Origin of the sequence: Pseudomonas sp. RC2C2, assembly GCF_018390435.1 — a bacterium.
GTDB classification, from domain to species: Bacteria; Pseudomonadota; Gammaproteobacteria; order Pseudomonadales; family Pseudomonadaceae; genus Aquipseudomonas; species Aquipseudomonas donghuensis.
Map to the genome: position 1 here is coordinate 1,325,679 of NZ_JAHBAX010000002.1, position 20,916 is coordinate 1,346,594.

Genomic DNA, 20,916 nt, shown 5'->3' on the forward strand with positions numbered 1-20,916 from the left:
ACCATGAACATGCAGATCCCCAATGCCCCCGTGCTCGACCCGCTGGAAACCGCCAGTATCGACGAACTGCGCCAGCATCAACTGCAACGCCTGCGCTGGAGCCTGAGCCATGCCTACCAGAACGTGCCCATGTACCGGCAACGTTTCGATGAGCTGGGCGTGCACCCTGATGACATCCGCTCGCTCGACGACCTGGCGCGCTTTCCCTTTACCTGTAAAGCCGACCTGCGCGACAACTACCCCTATGGCCTGTTTGCCGTACCACTGCACGATGTGGTGCGCCTGCATGCCTCAAGCGGCACTACTGGCAAGCCGACCGTGGTCGGCTATACCCAGAACGACATCAACACCTGGGCCAATGTCGTCGCCCGCTCGATTCGCGCCGCCGGCGGGCGGCGGGGCGACAAGGTCCATGTTGCCTACGGATACGGCCTGTTTACTGGCGGGCTGGGCGCGCACTATGGCGCCGAGCGCCTGGGTTGCACGGTGATCCCCATGTCCGGCGGCCAGACTGAAAAACAGGTGCAGCTGATCCGCGACTTCCAGCCCGACATCATCATGGTCACCCCCTCGTACATGCTCAACCTGGCCGACGAGATCGAACGCCAGGGCATCGACGCGCATTCGCTGGCCCTGCGCCTGGGGATTTTTGGCGCCGAACCCTGGACCCCGGAACTGCGCAGCGCCCTGGAGGCACGCCTGGGTATTGAAGCCCTGGATATTTACGGGCTGTCGGAGATCATGGGCCCCGGGGTGGCCATGGAGTGCGCCGAAAGCAAGGATGGCCCGACCGTCTGGGAGGACCACTTCTACCCCGAGATCATTGATCCGGTGAGCGGCGCGGTACTCCCCGACGGCGAGCTGGGCGAGCTGGTGTTCACCTCGCTGAGCAAGGAAGCCCTGCCGATGATCCGCTATCGCACCCGCGACCTGACTCGCCTGCTGCCAGGCACGGCGCGGCCGATGCGGCGCATCGACAAGATTACCGGCCGCAGTGACGACATGCTGATCATTCGCGGGGTGAACGTGTTCCCGACGCAGGTCGAGGAACAGCTGCTTAAAATCAAACAGTTTTCAGAAGTCTACGAAATACATCTGTATCGCAAAGGAAACCTGGACAGCGTCGACGTGCATGTCGAACTGAAAAGCGAACACCAACACCTGGACCCGGCCCGGCAGCAGGACCTGTGCAGCGAGCTGAGCCGGCATATCAAGACGCATATCGGTATCAGCTCGCGAGTGGTACTGCAGCCCGCCTATTCGATCAAACGCTCGGAAGGCAAGGCCTGTCACGTCTTCGACAAGCGCAAGTAATACAGCCGCGGGCCGCCTCGCGGCCCATTGCCCGCAACCTCTTCGCAGGTCACGCCCCGCGCGGCCGGGGCTTTTTCATGCCCGAATAAAGCGATACACAAGACGAACTCGATACACATTTTTATGTTTGATATTTTGCCCTGTATCACATATAACTGTCTTCAGCCTCAAAGCCCCCTTCATAAAAGGCTGGAGAACACCATGTACGCACAACTGGTAGAAACCGGCGTCAAGCGCCTCAAGAGCCTGGATGAGATGTCCGCGCAAGAGCGCGCGTTCCAGCAACGGATCGATGACGAAATCAAGATCGAAGCCAAGAACTGGATGCCCGACGCCTACCGCCAGACCCTGATCCGGCAGATCTCGCAACACGCCCACTCGGAAATCGTCGGCATGCTGCCGGAGGGCAACTGGGTAACCCGCGCCCCGACCCTCAAGCGCAAACTGCAGCTGATGGCCAAGATCCAGGACGAAGCCGGCCACGGCCTGTACCTGTACAGCGCCATGGAAACCCTGGGCGCCGACCGCGACAGCGAAATCGCCAAGCTGCACAACGGCAAGGCCAAGTACTCGAGCATCTTCAACTACCCGACCCTGAGCTGGGCTGACATGGGCGTGGTGGGCTGGCTGGTGGACGGCGCCGCCATCGTCAACCAGGTGGTGCTGCAGCGCACCAGCTACGGCCCTTACTCGCGGGCGATGATTCGCATCTGCAAGGAAGAGAGCTTCCACCAGCGCCAGGGCTACGAAATGCTCCTGACCATGATGCGCCACGGTACCCAGGTACAGAAGGACATGGTCCAGGACGCCATCAACCGGCTCTGGTGGCCGGCGCTGATGATGTTCGGCCCCAGCGACGAGCACTCGCCCAACAGCGCCCAGTCCATGGCCTGGAAGATCAAGCGCCAGAGCAACGACGAACTGCGCCAGCGCTTCATCGACCAAACCATCCCGCAGCTCGAACTGCTCGGCTGCAGCGTCCCGGACCCGGCCCTGAAGTGGAACGCCGAGCGCGGCCATTACGACTTCGGCGAAATCCAGTGGGACGAGTTCTACGAAGTGCTCAAGGGCAACGGCCCGTGCAACCAGGAACGCGTCGCCACCCGACGCCAGGCCATCGAGGATGGCGCCTGGGTCCGCGCCGCCGCCGTCGCCCATGCCCGCAAAAAACACAACAAGATCGCCGCCTGACCGGAGAGCCCGCCATGTCCGAATGGACCCTGTTTGAAGTATTCGTGCGCAGCAAGCACGGCCTGAACCACAAGCATGTCGGTAGCGTCCACGCCGCCGACGCCACCATGGCGATCGAGAACGCCCGCGAGTTGTACACCCGCCGCAACGAAGGGGTCAGCCTGTGGGTGGTGCCCTCGGCGCTGATCATTGCTTCCTCGCCCGACGAGAAAGAGCCGCTGTTCGATCCGTCGCAGGACAAGGTCTACCGCCACGCCAGCTTCTATGAGCTGCCGGCCGAAGTGGGGCATATGTAACATGACCCAGGACCTGATCCCCTACCTGTTGCGCCTGGGCGACAGTGCCATGATCCAGGGCCAGCGCCTGTGCGAATGGTGTGGCCATGCGCCGGCGCTGGAAGAAGAACTGGCGCTGATGAACGTCGGCCTCGACCTGGTCGGCCAGGCCCGCAACTGGCTGGACTACGCGGCCGAAATGAGCAACGACGGCCGCGACGCCGATCATCTGGTGTTTCGTCGCGATCAGCGCGACTACCGCAACCTGCTGCTGGTCGAGCAGCCCAATGGCGATTTCGCCGTGACCATGCTCAAGCAGTTTCTCTACGACGCCTGGCACTTCCAGGTGCTTGAGCAACTGAGCCAGTCGCTCGACCCGCGCATCCAGGGCATAGCCGCCAAGGCGTTGAAAGAGGTCACCTACCATTTGCGCCGCTCGGGCGAGTGGATCGAACGCCTGGGCGATGGCACCGAAGAAAGCCACCAGCGCATGCTGGCAGCCATCCCTCAGGTGTGGCGCTTTACCGTTGAGCTGGTCAACAGCGACGCGCTCGAACAACGCCTGTTCGAGGCCGGCATCATCGGTGATCCGCAGGCCATCGCCGCCGCCTGGCAGCAGCAGGTGGCCAGCACGTTCGCCAGCGCCACCCTGCCCGTCCCGGCCGCCGCCAGCCCCTTCTACCTGGACAGCCGCCGCGGCATCCACAGCGAGCACCTGGGCCTGTTGCTGGCCGAAATGCAGTTCCTGCCACGAGCCTACCCCGATGCAACCTGGTGAACTGATTGCCAGCGATGGCGGCGCCCGGGCGGCGCGCGGCGACGACCTGAGCCGGGCCTGGGCGGTACTGGCCCAGGTCATGGACCCGGAAGTGCCGGTGGTCAGCGTGGTGGAGCTTGGGATCGTTCGCGAGCTGAGCTGGCAAACCGGCCACCTGCAGGTGGTGGTCACCCCAACCTACTCCGGCTGCCCGGCCACCGAGGTGATCGAGCAGGACATCTGCCAGGCCCTGGAGGACGCAGGCTTTGTCACGCCACGGCTCAAGCGCCAATTGCACCCGGCCTGGACCACCGACTGGATCAGCGCCAGCGGCCGGGAGCGCCTGCAGGCCTACGGCATCGCGGCGCCCCAGGGCAGTGCCAGCAAACGCAGCCTGCTGGGTGACAGCCCGCTGATCAGTTGCCCGCAATGCGGCAGCAGCCATACCGAATTGCTCAGCCAGTTCGGCTCGACCGCCTGCAAGGCGTTGTATCGCTGCTGCGACTGCCGTGAACCTTTCGACTATTTCAAATGCATCTGAGCGCACATTGCTGCGCCTGATGGAGAACGACCATGAGCCAGTTCCATAGCCTGACCGTCAAGCAAGTGCGCAATGAAACCCGCGATGCGGTGTCGATCCTGTTCGACGTACCGGATGACCTGCGCGAACAGTTTCACTTCGTCCAGGGCCAGTACCTGGTCATGCGTACCCACCTGGACAACGAAGAAGTACGCCGCTCCTATTCGATTTGCACCGGGGTCAATGATGGCGAGTTGCGGGTGGCGGTCAAACGCGTCGCCGGCGGGCGCTTCTCGGCCTTTGCCAACGATGTGCTGGCGGCGGGCGACGTACTGGAGGTCATGCCGCCGGCCGGCAGCTTCAATGTCCAGCTCGACCCCGCGCGCCAGGGCAACTACCTGGCCGTGGCGGCCGGCAGCGGTATCACGCCGATCCTGTCGATCATCAAGACCACCCTGGAGCACGAACCGCACAGCCGCTTCACCCTGCTCTACGGCAACCGCGCCAGCACCTCGGCACTGTTTCGCGAGCAGCTTGAAGACCTGAAGAACCGCTACCTGCAACGCCTGAACCTGATCTTCGTGTTCAGCCGCGAGCAACAGGACATCGATCTGTACAACGGTCGTATCGATGCCGACAAATGCAACCTGTTGTTCAGCCGCTGGCTGGATGCGCCGCGCCTGGATGCCGCGTTCATCTGCGGGCCGCAGAGCATGACCGAGATGGTGCGCGACAGCCTCAAGGCCAATGGCCTGGCAGCTGAACGGATTCATTTCGAGTTGTTCGCTGCCGCTGGCAATGAGCAACGCCGCCAGCAGCGCGAAGCGGCCCGGGTCGAGAACCCGCAGAGCAGCCAGATCACCGTGATCAGCGACGGCCGCGCGCTGGCCTTCGACCTGCCGCGCAACACCCTGAGCGTGCTGGATGCCGGCAATGCCATCGGCGCCGAGCTGCCCTACTCGTGCAAGGCCGGGGTGTGCTCGACCTGCAAGTGCAAGGTCATCGAAGGCGAAGTGGAAATGGACAGCAACCACGCCCTTGAAGACTACGAAGTGGCCGCCGGCTATGTGCTGTCGTGCCAGAGCTATCCACTCAGCGCCAAGGTGGTGCTGGACTTCGACCAACTCTAAGCCCAAGGAGCAGAAGACGACTTTCCCTGTGGTACCTCGCGTGTCCTGACAACAACCAAAATAACAAGAGTACGGCCATGACCCCCAACGACATCGAAAGCATCAGCCAGCACCCTGACTTCCAGCAACTGGTCAAACGAAAACGGCGTCTGAACGGGGTCCTGACCCTGATCATGCTGTGCATCTATTACGGCTTCGTCCTGCTGGTGGCGTTCTCCCCCGAGACCCTTGGCCAGTCATTGAGCGGTGGGGTCACCACGGTCGGCATGCTGGTCGGGGTGCTGATCGTGCTGGCCTCGTTTGCCCTTACCGGGATCTACGTGCATCGCGCCAACAATGTGCTCGACCCCTTGAACGACAAGGTCAAGCGGGAGTGTGCACAATGAACTGGACCGCGATCGCAATGTTCCTGCTGTTTGTACTGTTCACCCTTGGCATTACCCGCTGGGCGGCACTACGCACCCGTTCGGCGAGTGACTTCTATACCGCCGGTGGTGGCTTGAGCGGTTTTCAGAATGGCCTGGCCATTGCCGGCGACATGATCAGCGCCGCCTCCTTCCTCGGCATCTCGGCGATGATGTTCCTCAATGGCTACGATGGCCTGCTGTATGCCCTGGGGGTGCTGGCCGGCTGGCCGATCATCCTGTTCCTGATTGCCGAGCGCCTGCGCAACCTGGGTAAATACACCTTCGCCGACGTGGTGTCCTACCGCCTGGCGCAGACGCCGGTGCGCCTGACCTCGGCCTTCGGCACCCTGACCGTGGCGCTGATGTACCTGGTGGCGCAGATGGTCGGTGCCGGCAAGCTGATCGAACTGCTGTTCGGCATCAGCTATTTCAATGCGGTGCTGCTGGTCGGTGTGCTGATGGTCTTCTATGTGACCTTCGGCGGCATGCTGGCGACCACCTGGGTGCAGATCATCAAGGCCGTCCTGCTGCTCTCGGGCACCAGCTTCATGGCCTTCATGGTGCTCAAGCATTTCGGCTTCAGCACCGAGGCGATGTTTGCCGGCGCGGCGGCGGTGCACGCCAAAGGCACGGCGATCATGGCCCCCGGTGGCTTGCTGTCCAACCCGATAGATGCCATATCCCTGGGCCTGGGGATGATGTTCGGCACGGCGGGGCTGCCGCATATCCTCATGCGTTTCTTTACCGTCAGTGACGCCAAGGAAGCGCGCAAGAGCGTGTTCTATGCCACCGGTTTCATTGGCTACTTCTACCTGTTGCTGATCGTGGTCGGCTTTGGCGCCATTGTCATGGTCGGCACCGAGCCGGCCTACCGCGATGCCAGCGGCGCAATCATCGGCGGCGGCAACATGATCGCGGTGCACCTGGCCCAGGCGGTGGGCGGCAACCTGTTCCTCGGTTTCATTTCGGCGGTGGCCTTCGCCACGATCCTGGCCGTGGTCGCCGGCCTGGCGCTGTCCGGCGCCTCGGCGGTGTCCCATGACCTGTATGCCTGCGTGATCCGCAAGGGCCAGGCCAGCGAGAAGGAAGAGATGCGCGTCTCGCGCCTTGCCACCTTAGGGATTGGCGTGCTGGCGATCATTCTCGGCCTGATGTTCGAGTCGCAAAATATTGCCTTCCTCTCCGGCCTGGTGCTGGCCATCGCCGCCTCGGTCAACTTCCCGGTGCTGTTCCTGTCGATGTTCTGGAAAGGCCTGACCACGCGCGGCGCGGTGGTCGGCAGCATGAGCGGGTTGATCTCGGCGATCGTCCTGCTGGTGCTCAGCCCGGCGGTGTGGGTCAACGTCCTGCATCACCAGCAGGCGCTGTTCCCCTACAGCAACCCGGCATTGTTCTCGATGAGCCTGGCCTTCTTCGGCGCCTGGCTGTTCTCGGTCACCGACACCTCGGCGCGGGCCACCGAGGAACGTGGCCGTTATCTCGCGCAGTTCATTCGCTCCATGACCGGGATCGGCGCCGCCGGCGCCAGCAAGCACTGACACCAACAACAAAAACGATTGTCGGGTATAAAAATAATGAACCACATTCGCCTCAAGCCAGCCTCGCTGCTGGCCAGCCTTGCCCTGCCCATGGTCGCCGCACCGGCCATGGCGGACTTTTTCGCTGACAGCCACGCCAAGCTCGAGCTGCGCAACCATTACCTGAACCGCGATTTTCGTCAGGACAACGCGCCCCAGGCCAAGGCCGAAGAATGGGGCCAGGGCTTCACGGCTAAACTGGAGTCGGGCTTTACCGAGGGGGCCGTGGGCCTTGGCGTCGACGCCATGGGCCAACTGGGGATCAAGCTCGACTCCAGTCGCGACCGCCGTGGCACTGGCCTGTTGCCCTACGGGCGCAACAGCCTGGAGCCGGCCGACGACTACAGCGAACTGGGCCTGACCGCCAAGCTGCGCGCCTCGAAAAGCGTGTTGCGCCTGGGCACCCTGCAGCCGTTGTTGCCGGTGGTGGTGTACAACGATACCCGCCTGCTGGCCTCAAGCTTTCAGGGCGGCTTGCTCAGCAGCCAGGAAATCGACGGCCTGACGGTCAATGCCGGGCGCCTGACCAAGGCCAACCTGCGCGACTCTTCAAGCCGCGACGATATCGGCTATGGCGCGGCCAGCAGCGACGGCTTCGATTTTGCCGGCGGCAGTTATGCCTTCAACCCGCAACTGAGCCTGAGCTACTACTACGGCAAGCTTGAGCACATCTACCGCCAGCAGTTTGTCGGCCTGGTGCATACCCTGCCATTGGCCGAGGGCCTGAACCTGCGCAGCGACCTGCGTTACTTCGACAGCCGCGGCGATGGCGCCGAACGTGGCGGACAAATCGACAACCGCAACTTCAACGCCAGCTTCGCCCTCGGCGTGCGCGCCCACAAGTTCACCGCCAACCTGCAACAGATGTCTGGCGACAGCGCCTTTCCGTTTCTCAACGGTGGCGACCCCTACACCGTCAACCTGGTCACCTACAACACCTACACCCGCGCGGGGCTGGACTCCTGGCAACTGCGCTACGACTACGACTTCGCCGCGCTCGGCGTACCGGGCCTGAGCTTCATGACCCGCTATACCGACGGCCGTCACGCCAAGGCCGGGGCCATCGACAACGGTCGTGAGCGCGAGCGCGATACCGATATCACCTACGTGATCCAGAGCGGCCCGCTGAAAAACGTCAGCCTGCGCTGGCGCAATGTCATGTTTCGCTCGGGCAACGGCCTGACCACGGCGCTGGACGAGAACCGCCTGATCATCGGCTACACCCTGGCGCTGTGGTAAGCGCCAAGCCCGTGTGCAATCGATTACCTGAAACCGGAGGACACCCGATGTCTGCTGCCCCTACCTTGCAAAGCTTCATTGCCGGCCGATGGATCGGCCAGCACGGCGCCACGCCGCTGCGCAGTGCCCTGGACGGCCATATCATCGGTTACAGCCACGAGGAGCGCCCGGACTTTGCCGAGGCCATCGAGCATGCCCGCGCTCAGGGCCTGCAGGCCCTCATGGCCATGGACTTCCAACAACGCGCCGCCCGCCTCAAGGCCCTGGCCTTGTACCTGAGCGAACGCAAGGAGCAGCTCTACGCCCTCTCCCACCACAGCGGTGCCACCCGTGCCGACAGCTGGATCGACATCGAAGGCGGCAACGCCACGCTGTTCGCCTACGCCGGCATCGGCGCGCGGGAGCTGCCCTCGGGCAATATTTTTCACGAAGGCCCGGCCATCCCCCTGGGCAAACAGGGCTCGTTCGTCGGCAGCCATATTCTGGTCCCGCGAGCGGGCCTCGCGGTGCATATCAACGCGTTCAACTTCCCGATCTGGGGCATGCTGGAGAAATTCGCCCCGACCTTCCTGGCCGGCATGCCCTGCATCATCAAACCCGCCACCGCCACCAGCTACCTGACCGAAGCGGTGGTGCGCCTGATGGCGCAATCCGGCCTGCTGCCGGCCGGTAGCCTGCAACTGGTGATTGGCAGCACCGGCGACCTGCTCGACCGTCTGCAAGGCCAGGACCTGGTGACTTTTACCGGCTCAGCCGACACCGCGGCAAAACTGCGCGTGACCCCGAACCTGATCCGTCACTCGGTCCCCTTCAGCGCCGAAGCCGACTCGCTCAACTGCGCGATCCTCGGCCCGGACGTCAAGCCGGGCGATCCGGCGTTCGAGCTGTACATCAAGGAAGTGGTCCGCGAAATGACCACCAAGGCCGGGCAAAAGTGCACCGCGATCCGCCGCGCCATCGTCCCGGCCCGGCACATCGACGCCGTGGCCAGCGCCCTGCGTGAGCGCCTGAGCCAGGTGGTGGTGGGCGATCCGTCGATCGAGGGCGTACGCATGGGCGCCCTGGCTTCCCATGAGCAACAACGTGATGTCGGTGAACGCCTGCACAGCCTGCTGCAAAGCTGCGAGCAGCTGTTCGGTGCCAGCGATGGTTTCGCCCCGCGTGGCGAAGGGGTCAGCGAAGGGGCGTTCTTTGCCCCGACCCTGCTCCAGGCCCGCGACCCGCATGCCGAAGGCGGCGCCCATGACATCGAGGCCTTCGGCCCGGTCAGCACCCTGATGGCCTATGACGACCTCGACGAAGCCCTGGCCTTGGCCGCACGGGGCAAAGGCAGCCTGGTCGCCAGCCTGGTGACCTGCGACCGCCAGGTGGCGGCCAAGGTCATCCCGGTAGCAGCCGCCTGGCACGGCCGGCTGCTGATCCTCGACCCGCAGGCGGCGCCGGAGTCCACCGGCCATGGTTCGCCGCTGCCGCAACTCAAGCACGGCGGCCCGGGGCGTGCCGGTGGCGGTGAAGAGCTCGGCGGCCTGCGTGCGGTCAAGCACTACCTGCAACGGGCGGCGATCCAGGGTTCGCCGAGCATGCTCACGGCGGTCACTGGCGAGTACGTGCGCGGCGCCGAGGTGATTGAAACCGAGGTGCATCCGTTTCGCCGTTACTTCCAGGACCTGCGCATCGGCGAGTCGCTGCTGACCCACCGACGTACCGTCACCGAAGCCGACCTGGTGAACTTCGGCTGCCTGTCGGGCGATCACTTCTACATGCATTTCGACGAAATCGCCGCCAGGGACTCGCAGTTCGGCAAGCGCATCGCTCACGGCTACTTCGTGCTGTCGGCCGCGGCCGGGCTGTTTGTCAGTGCCGCTCCCGGTCCGGTACTGGCCAACTACGGCCTGGATACCCTGCGCTTCATCAACCCGGTGGGCATTGGCGACACCATCCAGGCCCGGTTGACCTGCAAGCGCAAGATCGACCAGGGCAAGAGCAGCCCGCAAGGCATCCCGCAAGGGGTGGTGGCCTGGGATGTGGAGGTGACCAACCAGTTGGGAGAGCTGGTGGCCAGTTATGACATTCTGACCTTGGTGGTCAAACGTGAGGTCAGCCCCGTGGCAACCTGATCTTGAACTGCGCGCCACCGAGCGCTGACTGGCCGACAGTCAGCGTGCCACCCTGGCCCTCAATGGCCCGGCGGCTGATCGCCAGGCCCAGGCCAAAGCCGCCAGTGGTCCGGTCGCGACTGCGGTCCAGGCGGTAGAACGGCTGGAAGATCAGCTCACGCTGATCAGGCGGGATGCCGATGCCGTCATCCTCCACGGTCAGCAGGCAATGGCCCTGCGGGTCCAGGCTCAGGCGCAGGAGGATCTGCCCGTCGCAATAGCGCATGGCGTTGCGCACCAGGTTCTGCAAGGCGCGGGCGGTCAGCCGTGGGTCGAGGATGAAGCGCGGCAGTTTGTCGTCGGCGCGCACCTGCCATTCGATGCCGCGGCCATCGAGCTCCTCGGCAAAGCTGCCAAGAATACTGTCGACCAGCTCCAGCAACGACACCTCGACCCGCTCGCGCGCCTGGTCGGCGTTCTGCAGGCGGCTATAGGACAGCAGCTCGAGCACCAGCTCATCCAGCTCGCGGACATGGCCGACCAGTTCCAGCAGGCGCTTGCGGCAGTTCGGCGGCACTTCGTCGAACAGCAATACCAGGCCAAAATCCAGGCGCGTCAGCGGCGTGCGCAGTTCATGGGACACGGCGTTGAGCAGTTCGCGTTGCTGGGTCAGCAGGCGCTCGACGTCCTGGGCCATGGTGTCGAACACCTGGGCCAGTTCGCCGATGTTCGAGCGCGGCGGAATATGGGTGCGCTGCGACAACTCGCCCTGGCCCAGGCGCCGTGCGGTTTCCTTGAGGCGCTCAAGGTCGCGCCAGTGCGGCCATACCCAGAACAGCAGGCAACCGAGCAAGGCGGCGCCAATCAGTACGGTCACCACCCAGGACAGCAGGCTGATGTCCATCGGGTCGGGCGGGTTGCTCAGTTCCACCAGCCAGGTGTCGTCCAGCGGCGCCAGGGCGGTTTCGTAGTAGCCCCAGTCGCCCAGGCGCACCACGTTCTGCCCGGCGTTGAGGCGATCGCGTTCTTCATGGCTCAGGCCGATCTGGTCCTGGCGGCGCAGCTCGATCTCAAGGGGCGCGAAATCCGCCGCCAGCTCCCTGGCCTTGGCCGGCCACTCGCTGGCCGGCACCTGCTCGAACTGCTTGACGATCAGGCGCTGCACGCCCCGCGCCTGATCAAGGTTGTAGGCGATGAAGCGCTGATGAAAGGCGCCGACGATGGCGTCGGGAATCAGGAAGATCGCCCCGGCATAGGCCACGATGGTGATCAGGTACAGACGGATGAGGATCTTCAGCATGAGCCGCTAGAACTCCCACTCGACCCGGCTGAACAGGTAGCCCTTGCCCCACACGGTCTTGATCTTGCGCGCTTCGCCGGCGCTGTCGTCGAACTTGCGCCGCAGCTTGGAAATCGCCACGTCCACCGAGCGGTCGGTACCGTTGAACTCGATGCCGCGCAGTTGCTGGAGGATACGGTCGCGGCTGAGCACCACCCCGGCGTTGCGCGCCAGCACCACCAGCAGGTTGAACTCGCCGCTGGACAGCTCCACGGGTTGTTCGCGCCAGAACACGTTGCGCTCGGCCAGGTCGATGCGCAGGCCGCCGACCACGATCAGGTCGCTCTCAAGCCGGGGCTCGTTGATGCAGCTGCGGCGCAGCAATGTGCGTACCCGGGCCAGCAGCACCCGTGGCTCGCAAGGTTTGGTCACGTAGTCGTCGGCGCCCATCTCCAGGCCCAGCACCTGGTCATGGCTGTCGTCGCGGGCGGTCAGCATCAGGATCGGCAAGGCCTGGGACTCGGCGCGCAGCAGCCGGCACACCTGCAGGCCATCGAGGCCGGGCAGCATCAGGTCGAGGATCACCAGGTCCGGCTTGTTGCGCCGGGCTTCGGCCAGCACATGGTCGCCACGGGCAATCACATTGACACTGAAGTCGTTGCGCTGCAGGTAGCTGGCGATCAGTTCGGACAGGGCGCAGTCGTCTTCGACCAGGAGGATATTCGGCATGGGTAGTTTGACAGGCTGGGAAAGTCAGGCAGGATATAAGAGCTCACGCGCTCGCAGGATAAAGCTTCACACTTTTTTACACATGGCCTACACAGCTTAACTGTTGCCCGTCGGTCGCCTGCCTTAGCATTGCCGGGTCATTTTCGGAAGATCCGCATGTCCAGTACAAGTCCCGCCCGTCTGCGCGCCCTGGCGCCGCTGTTGTTGATCACCTTTGCCCTGAGCGCCTGCGACGACAAATCGCCGGCCGAAGAAAAGGCCCCGCCGAGCGCCGTCAAGGTCGAGACCGTGCGCGTGCAGCCGCTGGCGATCAGCACCGAGCTCAATGGCCGCATCCTTGCCCCACGTACCGCCGAGGTACGTGCGCGAGTGGCCGGGGTGGTGCTCAAGCGTGTGTACCGCGAAGGCAGCGACGTCAAACAGGGCGATGTGCTGTTTCGCATCGACCCGGCGCCGTTCCAGGCCGATTACGACAGCGCCCGCGCAAGCCTGGCCCGCGCCGAAGCCACGCTGTTCCAGGCGCGCTTGCAGGACCAGCGCTATCGCGAGCTGATCGGCATCAATGCGATCAGCCGCCAGGAGCATGACAACGCCCGCGCCGCCTTCCTGCAAGCCGATGCCGATGTCGCCGCTGCCAAGGCTGCGCTCGAGCGGGCCAAGCTCAACCTCGGCTACGCCACCGTCACCGCGCCGATTTCCGGGCGTATCGGTCGCGCCCTGGTGACCGAAGGCGCCCTGGTGGGGCAGAACGAAACCACGCCGCTGGCGACCATCCAGCAGTTGAACCCGATCCATGCCGACGTCACCCAGTCGACCCGCGAGCTCAATGCCCTGCGCCGCGCCCTGCGTGCCGGCGAACTGCAGCAGGTGGGCCAGGACCAGGCCAGCGCGACGCTGATCCAGGACGACGGCACGCTCTACCCGCTGCCGGGCAAGCTGCTGTTCTCGGACATCAGCGTCGACCCGAGCACCGGGCAGATCACCCTGCGCAGCGAGTTCCCCAACCCGGACCTGGACCTGCTGCCGGGCAGTTTCATCCGCGTGCGCCTGGAGCAGGCGGTCAAGCAACAAGGCATCAGCGTGCCGCAACGGGCCATCCTGCGTGACAGTGCTGGCAACCCGAAGGTAATGCTGGTGGATGCCGAACAGCGCATCAGCGAACGTTCGGTGGTATTGGGCAGTGTGCAGAACGACCGCTGGATCGTCAGCGACGGCCTGGCCCCCGGTGACCGGGTGGTGGTCGAAGGTCTGCAGCACATCAACCCCGGCGACCAGGTACAGGTCGACAACGCGGGCAAGGACGCCCTTCCCATCGTTCAGTCCAACGGCCAGTGAGGGCCTGATTCATGCCGCAGTTTTTCATTGACCGCCCGGTCTTCGCCTGGGTGGTCGCCTTGTTCATCCTGCTGGCCGGCGCCCTGGCCATCCCGCAGTTGCCGGTGGCCCAGTACCCCGACGTGGCGCCGCCGCAGGTGGAAATCTACGCCGTGTACCCCGGCGCCTCGGCGCAGACCATCGACGACAGCGTGGTCAGCCTGATCGAGGAAGAGCTCAACGGTGCCGACAACCTGCTCTACTTCAGCTCGCAAAGCAGCCTGGGCAGCGCCACCATCACCGCCACCTTCGAGCCGGGCACCAACCCGGACCTGGCCCAGGTCGACGTGCAGAACCGCCTGAAAGTGGTCGAGTCGCGCCTGCCGCGCCCGGTCACCCAGCAAGGCCTGCAGGTGGAGAAAGTCTCCACCGGCTTCCTGTTGATGGTGACCCTCACCGCCATGGACGGCAGCCTCGATGAAGTGACCCTGAGCGACTTTCTCGCCCGTAACGTGATGAACGAAATCCGCCGCCTCAAGGGTGTCGGCAAGGCGCAGTTGTATGGTTCGGAACGGGCCATGCGCATCTGGATCGACCCGGCCAAGCTGATCGGTTTCAACCTCACCCCCGATGACGTCAACGACGCCATCGCTGCGCAGAACGCCCAGGTGGCGCCAGGCAGCATCGGCGACCTGCCGGGTACCGGCACCCAGGAAATCACCGCCAACGTGGTGATCAAGGGCCAGCTCAGCACTGTGCAGGAGTTCAAGGACATCGTCCTGCGCGCCAATCCCGATGGCTCGACAGTCACCATCGGCGATGTCGCCCGGGTCGAGATCGGCAGCCAGGAGTACCAGTACGGCACCCGTCTCAACGGCAAGCCGACCAGCGCCTTCAGCGTGCAGTTGTCGCCCGGCGCCAACGCCATGGAAACCGCGACCCTGGTGCAAGCCAAGCTCAACGAGCTGTCGCGCTACCTGCCGCCGGGGGCCAAGTTCGACATCCCCTACGACACCTCGCCGTTCGTCAAGGTCTCGATCCAGCAGGTCATCACCACCCTGCTCGAAGCCATGGCCCTGGTGTTCGCGGTGATGTTCCTGTTCCTGCAGAACATCCGCTACACCCTGATCCCGACCCTGGTGGTGCCGGTGGCGCTGATGGGTACCTTTGCGGTGATGCTGGCGCTGGGCTTCTCGGTCAACGTGCTGACCCTGTTCGGCATGGTCCTGGCCATCGGTATCCTGGTCGACGACGCCATCGTCGTGGTCGAGAACGTCGAGCGGATCATGAGCGAAGAAGGCCTGGCACCGCGCGAGGCGACGAAAAAGGCCATGAGCCAGATCAGCGGCGCCATCGTAGGCATCACCCTGGTGCTGGTGGCGGTGTTCCTGCCGATGGCCTTCATGAAAGGCTCGGTGGGGGTGATCTACCAGCAGTTCTCGGTGTCGATGGCGGTGTCGATCCTGTTCTCGGCGTTCCTCGCCCTGAGCCTGACCCCGGCCTTGTGCGCGACCCTGCTCAAGCCGATCGCCAAGGGCTCGCACCACGAGAAAACCGGCTTCTTCGGCTGGTTCAACCGCCGCTTCGAAAGCATGACCAATGGCTACCAGCGCTGGGTGATCCAGGCCCTCAAGCGCAGCGGCCGCTATTTGCTGGTCTACCTGGTGCTGGTGGCCGGGCTGGTATACGGTTTCAGCCAACTGCCCTCCTCGTTCCTGCCCACCGAAGACCAGGGCTACACCATTACCGACATCCAGCTGCCGCCGGGGGCCAGCCGCGCCCGCACCGAACAGGTGGCGGCGCAGATCGAGGCGCATAACGCCACAGAGCCTGGCGTCGGTAACAGCACCCTGATTCTCGGCTTCAGCTTCTCTGGCAACGGCCAGAACGCGGCGCTGGCGTTCACCACCCTCAAGGACTGGTCCGAGCGCGGCAGCGACGACAGCGCGCAATCCATCGCCGACCGCGCCAATGCCGCGTTCAGCCAGCTCAAGGACGCCATTGCCTATTCGGTGCTGCCGCCGCCGGTGGATGGCCTGGGCACGTCCAGCGGTTTCGAGTTCCGCCTGCAGGACCGTGGCGGCCTCGGCCATGCCGGGCTGATGGCGGCGCGCGACCAGTTGCTCGCCGCCGCGGAAAAAAGCCCGCTGCTGGTCAACGTGCGCGAAAGCGCCCTGGCCGAGAGCCCGCAGGTGCAGCTGGAAGTCGACCGCAAGCAGGCCAATGCCCTGGGCGTGTCGTTTGCCGATATCGGCAACGTGCTCAACACTGCGGTGGGCTCCAACTACGTCAACGACTTCCCCAACCAGGGGCGGATGCAGCGCGTGGTGGTGCAGGCCGAAGGCGACCAGCGCAGCCAGGTCGACGACCTGTTGAAGATTCACGTGCGCAACAGCAACGGCAAGATGGTGCCACTGTCGGCCTTCGTCCAGGCCAAGTGGATCACTGGCCCCGTGCAGTTGACCCGCTATAACGGCTACCCGGCCATTGCCGTGTCGGGCGAGCCGGCACCGGGCTACAGCTCCGGCGAGGCGATGAACGAGATCCAGCGCCTGGTCGATCAACTGCCTCAGGGCATGGGCCTGGAATGGACCGGCCTGTCGCTGCAGGAGCGCCTGTCCGGCGCCCAGGCGCCGATCCTCATGGGCCTGTCGCTGCTGGTGGTGTTCCTGTGCCTGGCGGCGTTGTACGAGAGCTGGTCGATCCCGACCTCGGTACTGCTGGTGGTACCGCTGGGCGTACTGGGCGCGGTGATTGCGGTGAGCCTGCGCGGCATGCCCAACGACGTGTTCTTCAAGGTCGGCCTGATCACCCTGATCGGCCTGTCGGCAAAAAACGCCATCCTGATCATCGAGTTCGCCAAGAGCCTGGTCGATGAAGGTCACGACCTGGTCGATGCCACCGTGCAAGCCGCACGTTTGCGCTTGCGCCCGATCGTCATGACCTCGCTGGCGTTCATCCTCGGTGTGGTGCCCCTGGCGATTGCCAGCGGCGCCAGCTCGGCCAGCCAGCAGGCCATCGGTACCGGGGTGATCGGCGGCATGCTCAGCGCCACCCTGGCGGTGGTGTTCGTGCCGGTGTTCTTCGTGGTGGTGATGCGCCTGACCGGCAAGCGCCGGGCCAAGGGCCACGCCCGAGCGTGCGCGCCGGTAGCCAGCGACAGCTGATCTGGACAGACTGCGGCGTGCATGGGAAGGTGATCGGCTGATACCGCCAGGAACCCTGACCATGCCCGCCGCCCCTCCCCCCTGCTCCATCCTCATCCTTGCCGGTGGCCGCGGCCAGCGCATGGGCGGCCAGGACAAAGGCCTGCTCGACTGGCAGGGCCAACCCCTGATCGCCCACATCCACGCCGTGGTGCGGCCGCTGACCGACGACCTGATCATTTCCTGCAACCGCAACCAGGACCTGTACCGGCCTTACGCCGATCAGTTGGTGGGGGATGCCGAAGCGGATTTTCCCGGGCCACTGGCCGGGGTGCTGGCGGGGCTGGCGGTGGCGCGGCATGAATGGATGCTGGTGCTGGCCTGCGACGCGCCGTTGATCGACCAGGCGCTGATCCTCGACCTGATGCACCTGGCCAATGACCAACAGCAGCCGGCGATGATCCGCCAGGGCGGCTACTGGCAGCCGATGTTCAGCCTGATTCCCTGCGCCTTGCGCGCTGACTTTCAGCGAGCCTGGGATGCGGGCGATAGAGGAGTGCAACGGACCTTGCGCCAGCACCCGGTGCGGGCCCTGGAGTGCGCCGAGGGCGACCTGCGCCTGAGCAATTTCAATACCCCGGAGTTTTTGCGCACCTAGTCATCGCTGGGCAAGCCCGCTCCCACAGATTGATGCAGGACCTGTGGGAGCGGGCTTGCCCAGCGATGAGGCCGGCGATCGCTGACAAGTCCAGCTTCAGCGCAACCGCGACCTGATCCGGTGGCACACGTCCAGCACCTGCTCCACCTCCCCCTCGCCCAGGTCGATCTTGCACGCCATGTTGCTGAACACCTGCGCCGCCTCGGCCTTGAGCTCACGGCCCTTGTCGGTCAGCAGCAGGTTACGTCGACGGCGGTCATTGGGGTCGAGATAGACAGTGATGAAGCCATTGTCGGCCAGACGCTTGACGATCGGTGTCAGGGTGCCAAGGTCGAACAAGGTCAGCTCGCTCAGGGCACTGATCGAGACATCGTCCTGGCCCCATAACCCGGCCATCACCAGCAATTGCGGGTAGGTCACACCGCGCTTTTTCAGCGGTTCGGCGTAGTCACGGACCATGGCATTGGCGGTCGAATACAGCGAGAAGCACAGCATCCGGTCGAAGTCGAAGGTCGGGTCAAGCATAGGCACCTCCGCGCACGCGGCTCAATTCATGGACCGCCTCGACCAGGGTCGCCACCGCCTCTGGCGAGGTTGCCGGCGAGATCCCCTGGCCCAGGTTGAACACATGGCCAAAGCCTGCGGCCGGCGGCCCGAAGGCCTGCAAGGTGCGCTGCACTTCGCGGCGGATGCAGGCCTCATCGCCCAGCAAGACGCTGGGGTCGAGGTTACCTTGCAAGGCGACGCTGTGGCCCACCAGTTGCCGGGCCATGCCCAGGTTACAGGCCGAGTCCAGGCTCAGGGCGTCGGCACCGCTGTCGGCCATTTCGCCAAGCCAGGGGCTACCACCTGGGGTGTAGATGATCGACGGTACCCGCTGACCGTGATGGGTCTTGTGCAGGCGCGCCAGCACCTCGCGCATGTAGAACAGCGAGAAACGCTGGTAGGCGCCATCGGCCAGGGCCCCGCCCCAGGTGTCGAAGATCATCAGCGCCTGGGCGCCGGACTCGATCTGCGCATTGAGGCTGGCCGCCACCGCTTGGCTGGTGACCTGCAAAATGCGCTGAAGCAGTTCCGGGCGGCGGTAGAGCATCTTTTTGATCAGCTGGAAATCACCCGGCGGCCCGCCTTCGACCATGTAACAGGCCAAGGTCCAGGGGCTGCCGGCAACGCCGATCAGCGCCGCCTTGGGGTCCAGCGCCCGGCGGGCCTGGGCCACGGTCTGGTACAGGTAGTCCAGTGACTCGGGCTCAGGCACACGCAGGCGCTTGATGGCCTGCTCGTCGCGCAATGGATGGCGAAAACGCGGGCCCTCGCCCGTGCCAAAGTACAGGCCCAGGCCCATGGCATCAGGCACGGTGAGGATATCGGAGAACACGATTGCCGCATCCAGGTTGAAGCGGCGCATGGGTTGCAAGGTAGCCTCGGTGGCGTAGTCCGGCGTTTTCGCCAGGTTCAGGAACGATCCGGCGCGGGCCCGCAACTCTCGGTACTCGGGCAGGTAACGCCCGGCCTGGCGCATCAGCCAGACCGGTGTGCGCGCAGTCGGCTGACGCAGCAAGGCCTTGATTAAAGTTGTAGTGTGCAAGGACAGGTAACTCGTACTGGATTCGCGAGAATCGTTGGAAAGACCGCCTATCAGTGGCGGTTGGGCACAGCTTGAGCAATCTCCCGGCGCAAGGCCTCGATGGTAACGCGGTAATCGCTCTGGGCAAAAATCGCCGTGCCGGCAACGAACATGTCAGCCCCGGCGGCAGCCACCTGGCCGATGGTTTCGAGGTTGACGCCACCGTCTACCTCCAGACGGATCGCCCGGCCACTGTCGTCGATAAGCTTGCGCGCTGCAGCTACCTTGGGCAATACCGAAGGGATGAACCGCTGCCCGCCAAAGCCCGGGTTGACTGACATCAGCAGGATCAGGTCGAGCTTGTCGAGCACGTAGCGAGCCGCGTCGAGGGTGCTGGCCGGGTTGAACACCAGGCCTGCCTTGCAGCCCAGGTCCTTGATCAACTGCAGCGAGCGGTCCAGGTGCAGGGTGGCTTCGGGATGGATCGAGATGTAGTCGGCGCCGGCCTCGGCGAAGGCCTGGATCATCGCATCCACCGGGGTGACCATCAGGTGCACATCGATCGGCGCGGTGATCCCGTGGCTGCGCAAGGCCTTGCAGAACTGCGGGCCCATGGTCAGGTTGGGCACATAGTGGTTATCCATCACATCGATATGGATGACATCGGCACCGGCAGCCAGCACCTGCTCGGCTTCAGCGCCGAGGCGGGCGAAATCGGCCGCCAGAATCGATGGTGCAATCCAGAACTCTTTCACGGGTGTACTCCATTACTCATTGACTAATCGTTGCCGCGGCCCCGACTCACGCTGAAGCAGCGCAGCGTTGATCTGGCCGATCAAGGCCGCGCTCGGCTCCTCCAGGTGAAAATGGTGGCCGCCGTCATGCCAGTGCACCTGGGTGGCCCAGGGCAAGGCGTGTTTTCTTTTGTCGAACTGGGCGCCGGCAAACAGCCCCTGGCGCCCAAGCATCAGGTGCAGCGGGCAATTGATCTGGCGCAGGAAATCGCAGGCCTGACGCTCGGTCAGCTGCATTGCCTCGGGCAACACCAGGCGCGGGTCATGGCGCCAGCGGTAACCGTCGCCGACGCTGAGCAGGTCGCGCATGGCCAGCAACCGCGCGCCCTCGGCGCACAGCGTGGCGTCGATACTGTTGCGCCGCTCGCCAATGGCCGCTTCAAGGCTGTCGAACTGCGCCGTTTGCGCCGCCGAGAAGCCATGCAGGCGGGTGCGCAGGGCCAGGCGCAGCAGGCGCTGGGACTTTTTCAGGTGCTCGACGGTGTCTTCTTCGGCGATGGTAAAAGGCGCCCCCATGCCGTCGATGAACACCATGCTGTCGATCGACTTGTTCATTGCCGCCAGAATCGATGCGACCCCCGTGCCCATGGAATGGCCCAACACTGAAAAACGCTTCCAGCCCAGGCATTCGACCAGCGCGTTCATGTCATCAGCGTGTTCCCACAGGTAATAGCCGCTGTCGCCGCGGCGGTGCTCGGAACGCCCGTGGCCGGCCAGGTCCGGGGCGACCACGAAACACTCATCAAGCAGCGGCGCAATGCGCTCGAACGACGCCGCGTTGTCGAGCCAGCCATGGATGGCCAGCACCGGATGGCCACGCTCATTGCCCCAGATACGCAATGCAACATGGTTGCCGTTAACGTCCAGCGATTGATCGCGGCCTCTATTGCCCAGACTCATGTCCGTACCTCCTGTATGACTGA

General features: G+C 64.4%; 18 protein-coding genes and 1 pseudogene. 13 read left to right on the plus strand and 6 right to left on the minus strand.

What is annotated here, in order from left to right:
* Nucleotides 1-3: 3 nt before the first annotated feature.
* The 10 genes and pseudogenes from paaK to paaZ all read left to right on the plus strand — a co-directional run bounded on the left by paaK (nucleotide 4) and on the right by paaZ (nucleotide 10,527).
* Nucleotides 4-1,314, plus strand: coding sequence for a phenylacetate--CoA ligase PaaK (gene paaK / locus KHO53_RS24685; protein ID WP_213571142.1), 1,311 nt, complete (start codon nucleotides 4-6; stop codon nucleotides 1,312-1,314).
* A 201-nt stretch (nucleotides 1,315-1,515) separates the two neighbouring features.
* Nucleotides 1,516-2,505: a 1,2-phenylacetyl-CoA epoxidase subunit PaaA gene (gene paaA, locus KHO53_RS24690; RefSeq protein WP_010225258.1), complete on the plus strand. Its 990-nt coding sequence runs from the start codon at nucleotides 1,516-1,518 to the stop codon at nucleotides 2,503-2,505.
* Between the two features lie 14 nt (nucleotides 2,506-2,519).
* Complete coding sequence (gene paaB, locus KHO53_RS24695; protein ID WP_010225256.1) at nucleotides 2,520-2,801, plus strand: 1,2-phenylacetyl-CoA epoxidase subunit PaaB; 282 nt, start codon at nucleotides 2,520-2,522, stop codon at nucleotides 2,799-2,801.
* Nucleotide 2,802: 1 nt separating this feature from the next.
* Entirely contained in the window at nucleotides 2,803-3,558 is a 756-nt protein-coding gene (gene paaC / locus KHO53_RS24700; RefSeq protein WP_010225254.1) for a 1,2-phenylacetyl-CoA epoxidase subunit PaaC, read from the plus strand.
* On the plus strand, nucleotides 3,545-4,078 hold the full coding sequence (gene paaD / locus KHO53_RS24705) for a 1,2-phenylacetyl-CoA epoxidase subunit PaaD (RefSeq protein ID WP_010225252.1): 534 nt from the start codon (nucleotides 3,545-3,547) through the stop codon (nucleotides 4,076-4,078). Before paaC ends, paaD begins: the two co-directional genes overlap by 14 nt.
* A gap of 32 nt (nucleotides 4,079-4,110) precedes the next feature.
* On the plus strand, nucleotides 4,111-5,187 hold the full coding sequence (paaE, locus tag KHO53_RS24710) for a 1,2-phenylacetyl-CoA epoxidase subunit PaaE (protein WP_010225250.1): 1,077 nt from the start codon (nucleotides 4,111-4,113) through the stop codon (nucleotides 5,185-5,187).
* Nucleotides 5,188-5,264: 77 nt separating this feature from the next.
* Nucleotides 5,265-5,573: a DUF485 domain-containing protein gene (locus KHO53_RS24715; RefSeq protein WP_010225248.1), complete on the plus strand. Its 309-nt coding sequence runs from the start codon at nucleotides 5,265-5,267 to the stop codon at nucleotides 5,571-5,573.
* A pseudogene (locus tag KHO53_RS24720) lies at nucleotides 5,570-7,132 on the plus strand (cation acetate symporter); the annotation flags it as partial. The gene KHO53_RS24715 and the pseudogene KHO53_RS24720, both read left to right, overlap by 4 nt.
* Nucleotides 7,133-7,168: 36 nt before the next feature.
* Nucleotides 7,169-8,410 (plus strand): OprD family porin, encoded by a 1,242-nt coding sequence (locus KHO53_RS24725; protein ID WP_036997060.1) that lies wholly within the window; start codon nucleotides 7,169-7,171, stop codon nucleotides 8,408-8,410.
* Between the two features lie 47 nt (nucleotides 8,411-8,457).
* The gene (paaZ, locus tag KHO53_RS24730; RefSeq protein WP_100783397.1) at nucleotides 8,458-10,527 is read left to right on the plus strand and encodes a phenylacetic acid degradation bifunctional protein PaaZ; all 2,070 of its coding nucleotides are present in this window, start codon (nucleotides 8,458-8,460) and stop codon (nucleotides 10,525-10,527) included.
* Here paaZ and KHO53_RS24735 read toward each other — a convergent pair.
* Nucleotides 10,508-11,806 (minus strand): ATP-binding protein, encoded by a 1,299-nt coding sequence (locus tag KHO53_RS24735; protein ID WP_010225243.1) that lies wholly within the window; start codon nucleotides 11,804-11,806, stop codon nucleotides 10,508-10,510. The genes paaZ and KHO53_RS24735 overlap by 20 nt on opposite strands.
* 6 nt (nucleotides 11,807-11,812) lie before the next feature.
* Nucleotides 11,813-12,514 (minus strand): response regulator, encoded by a 702-nt coding sequence (locus KHO53_RS24740; RefSeq protein WP_010225242.1) that lies wholly within the window; start codon nucleotides 12,512-12,514, stop codon nucleotides 11,813-11,815.
* 156 nt (nucleotides 12,515-12,670) lie between these two features.
* Here KHO53_RS24740 and KHO53_RS24745 point away from each other — a divergent pair, with 156 nt between their 5' ends.
* The 3 genes from KHO53_RS24745 (at nucleotide 12,671) to mobA (ending at nucleotide 17,632) form a co-directional block, all read left to right on the plus strand.
* A complete protein-coding gene (locus KHO53_RS24745; protein ID WP_010225241.1) occupies nucleotides 12,671-13,849 on the plus strand; it encodes an efflux RND transporter periplasmic adaptor subunit in 1,179 nt (392 codons plus the stop codon).
* Nucleotides 13,850-13,860: 11 nt separating this feature from the next.
* Entirely contained in the window at nucleotides 13,861-16,995 is a 3,135-nt protein-coding gene (locus KHO53_RS24750; protein WP_036997054.1) for a multidrug efflux RND transporter permease subunit, read from the plus strand.
* 61 nt (nucleotides 16,996-17,056) lie between these two features.
* Entirely contained in the window at nucleotides 17,057-17,632 is a 576-nt protein-coding gene (mobA, locus tag KHO53_RS24755) for a molybdenum cofactor guanylyltransferase MobA (protein WP_010225238.1), read from the plus strand.
* Nucleotides 17,633-17,728: 96 nt separating this feature from the next.
* On the opposite strand, the gene KHO53_RS24760 is transcribed toward mobA, so the two are convergent.
* From KHO53_RS24760 to KHO53_RS24775, 4 genes are read right to left on the minus strand one after another with little or no spacing between them, the layout of a single operon-like run.
* Nucleotides 17,729-18,157, minus strand: a complete 429-nt coding sequence (locus KHO53_RS24760) for a MarR family winged helix-turn-helix transcriptional regulator (RefSeq protein ID WP_010225236.1) — start codon at nucleotides 18,155-18,157, stop codon at nucleotides 17,729-17,731.
* Nucleotides 18,150-19,226, minus strand: coding sequence for a uroporphyrinogen decarboxylase (hemE, locus tag KHO53_RS24765; RefSeq protein WP_374046005.1), 1,077 nt, complete (start codon nucleotides 19,224-19,226; stop codon nucleotides 18,150-18,152). Before hemE ends, KHO53_RS24760 begins: the two co-directional genes overlap by 8 nt.
* A gap of 44 nt (nucleotides 19,227-19,270) precedes the next feature.
* Nucleotides 19,271-19,954, minus strand: coding sequence for a ribulose-phosphate 3-epimerase (gene rpe / locus KHO53_RS24770; protein ID WP_213571144.1), 684 nt, complete (start codon nucleotides 19,952-19,954; stop codon nucleotides 19,271-19,273).
* A 12-nt stretch (nucleotides 19,955-19,966) separates the two neighbouring features.
* The gene (locus KHO53_RS24775; protein ID WP_036997052.1) at nucleotides 19,967-20,893 is read right to left on the minus strand and encodes an alpha/beta fold hydrolase; all 927 of its coding nucleotides are present in this window, start codon (nucleotides 20,891-20,893) and stop codon (nucleotides 19,967-19,969) included.
* Between the last annotated feature and the right edge of the window lie 23 nt (nucleotides 20,894-20,916).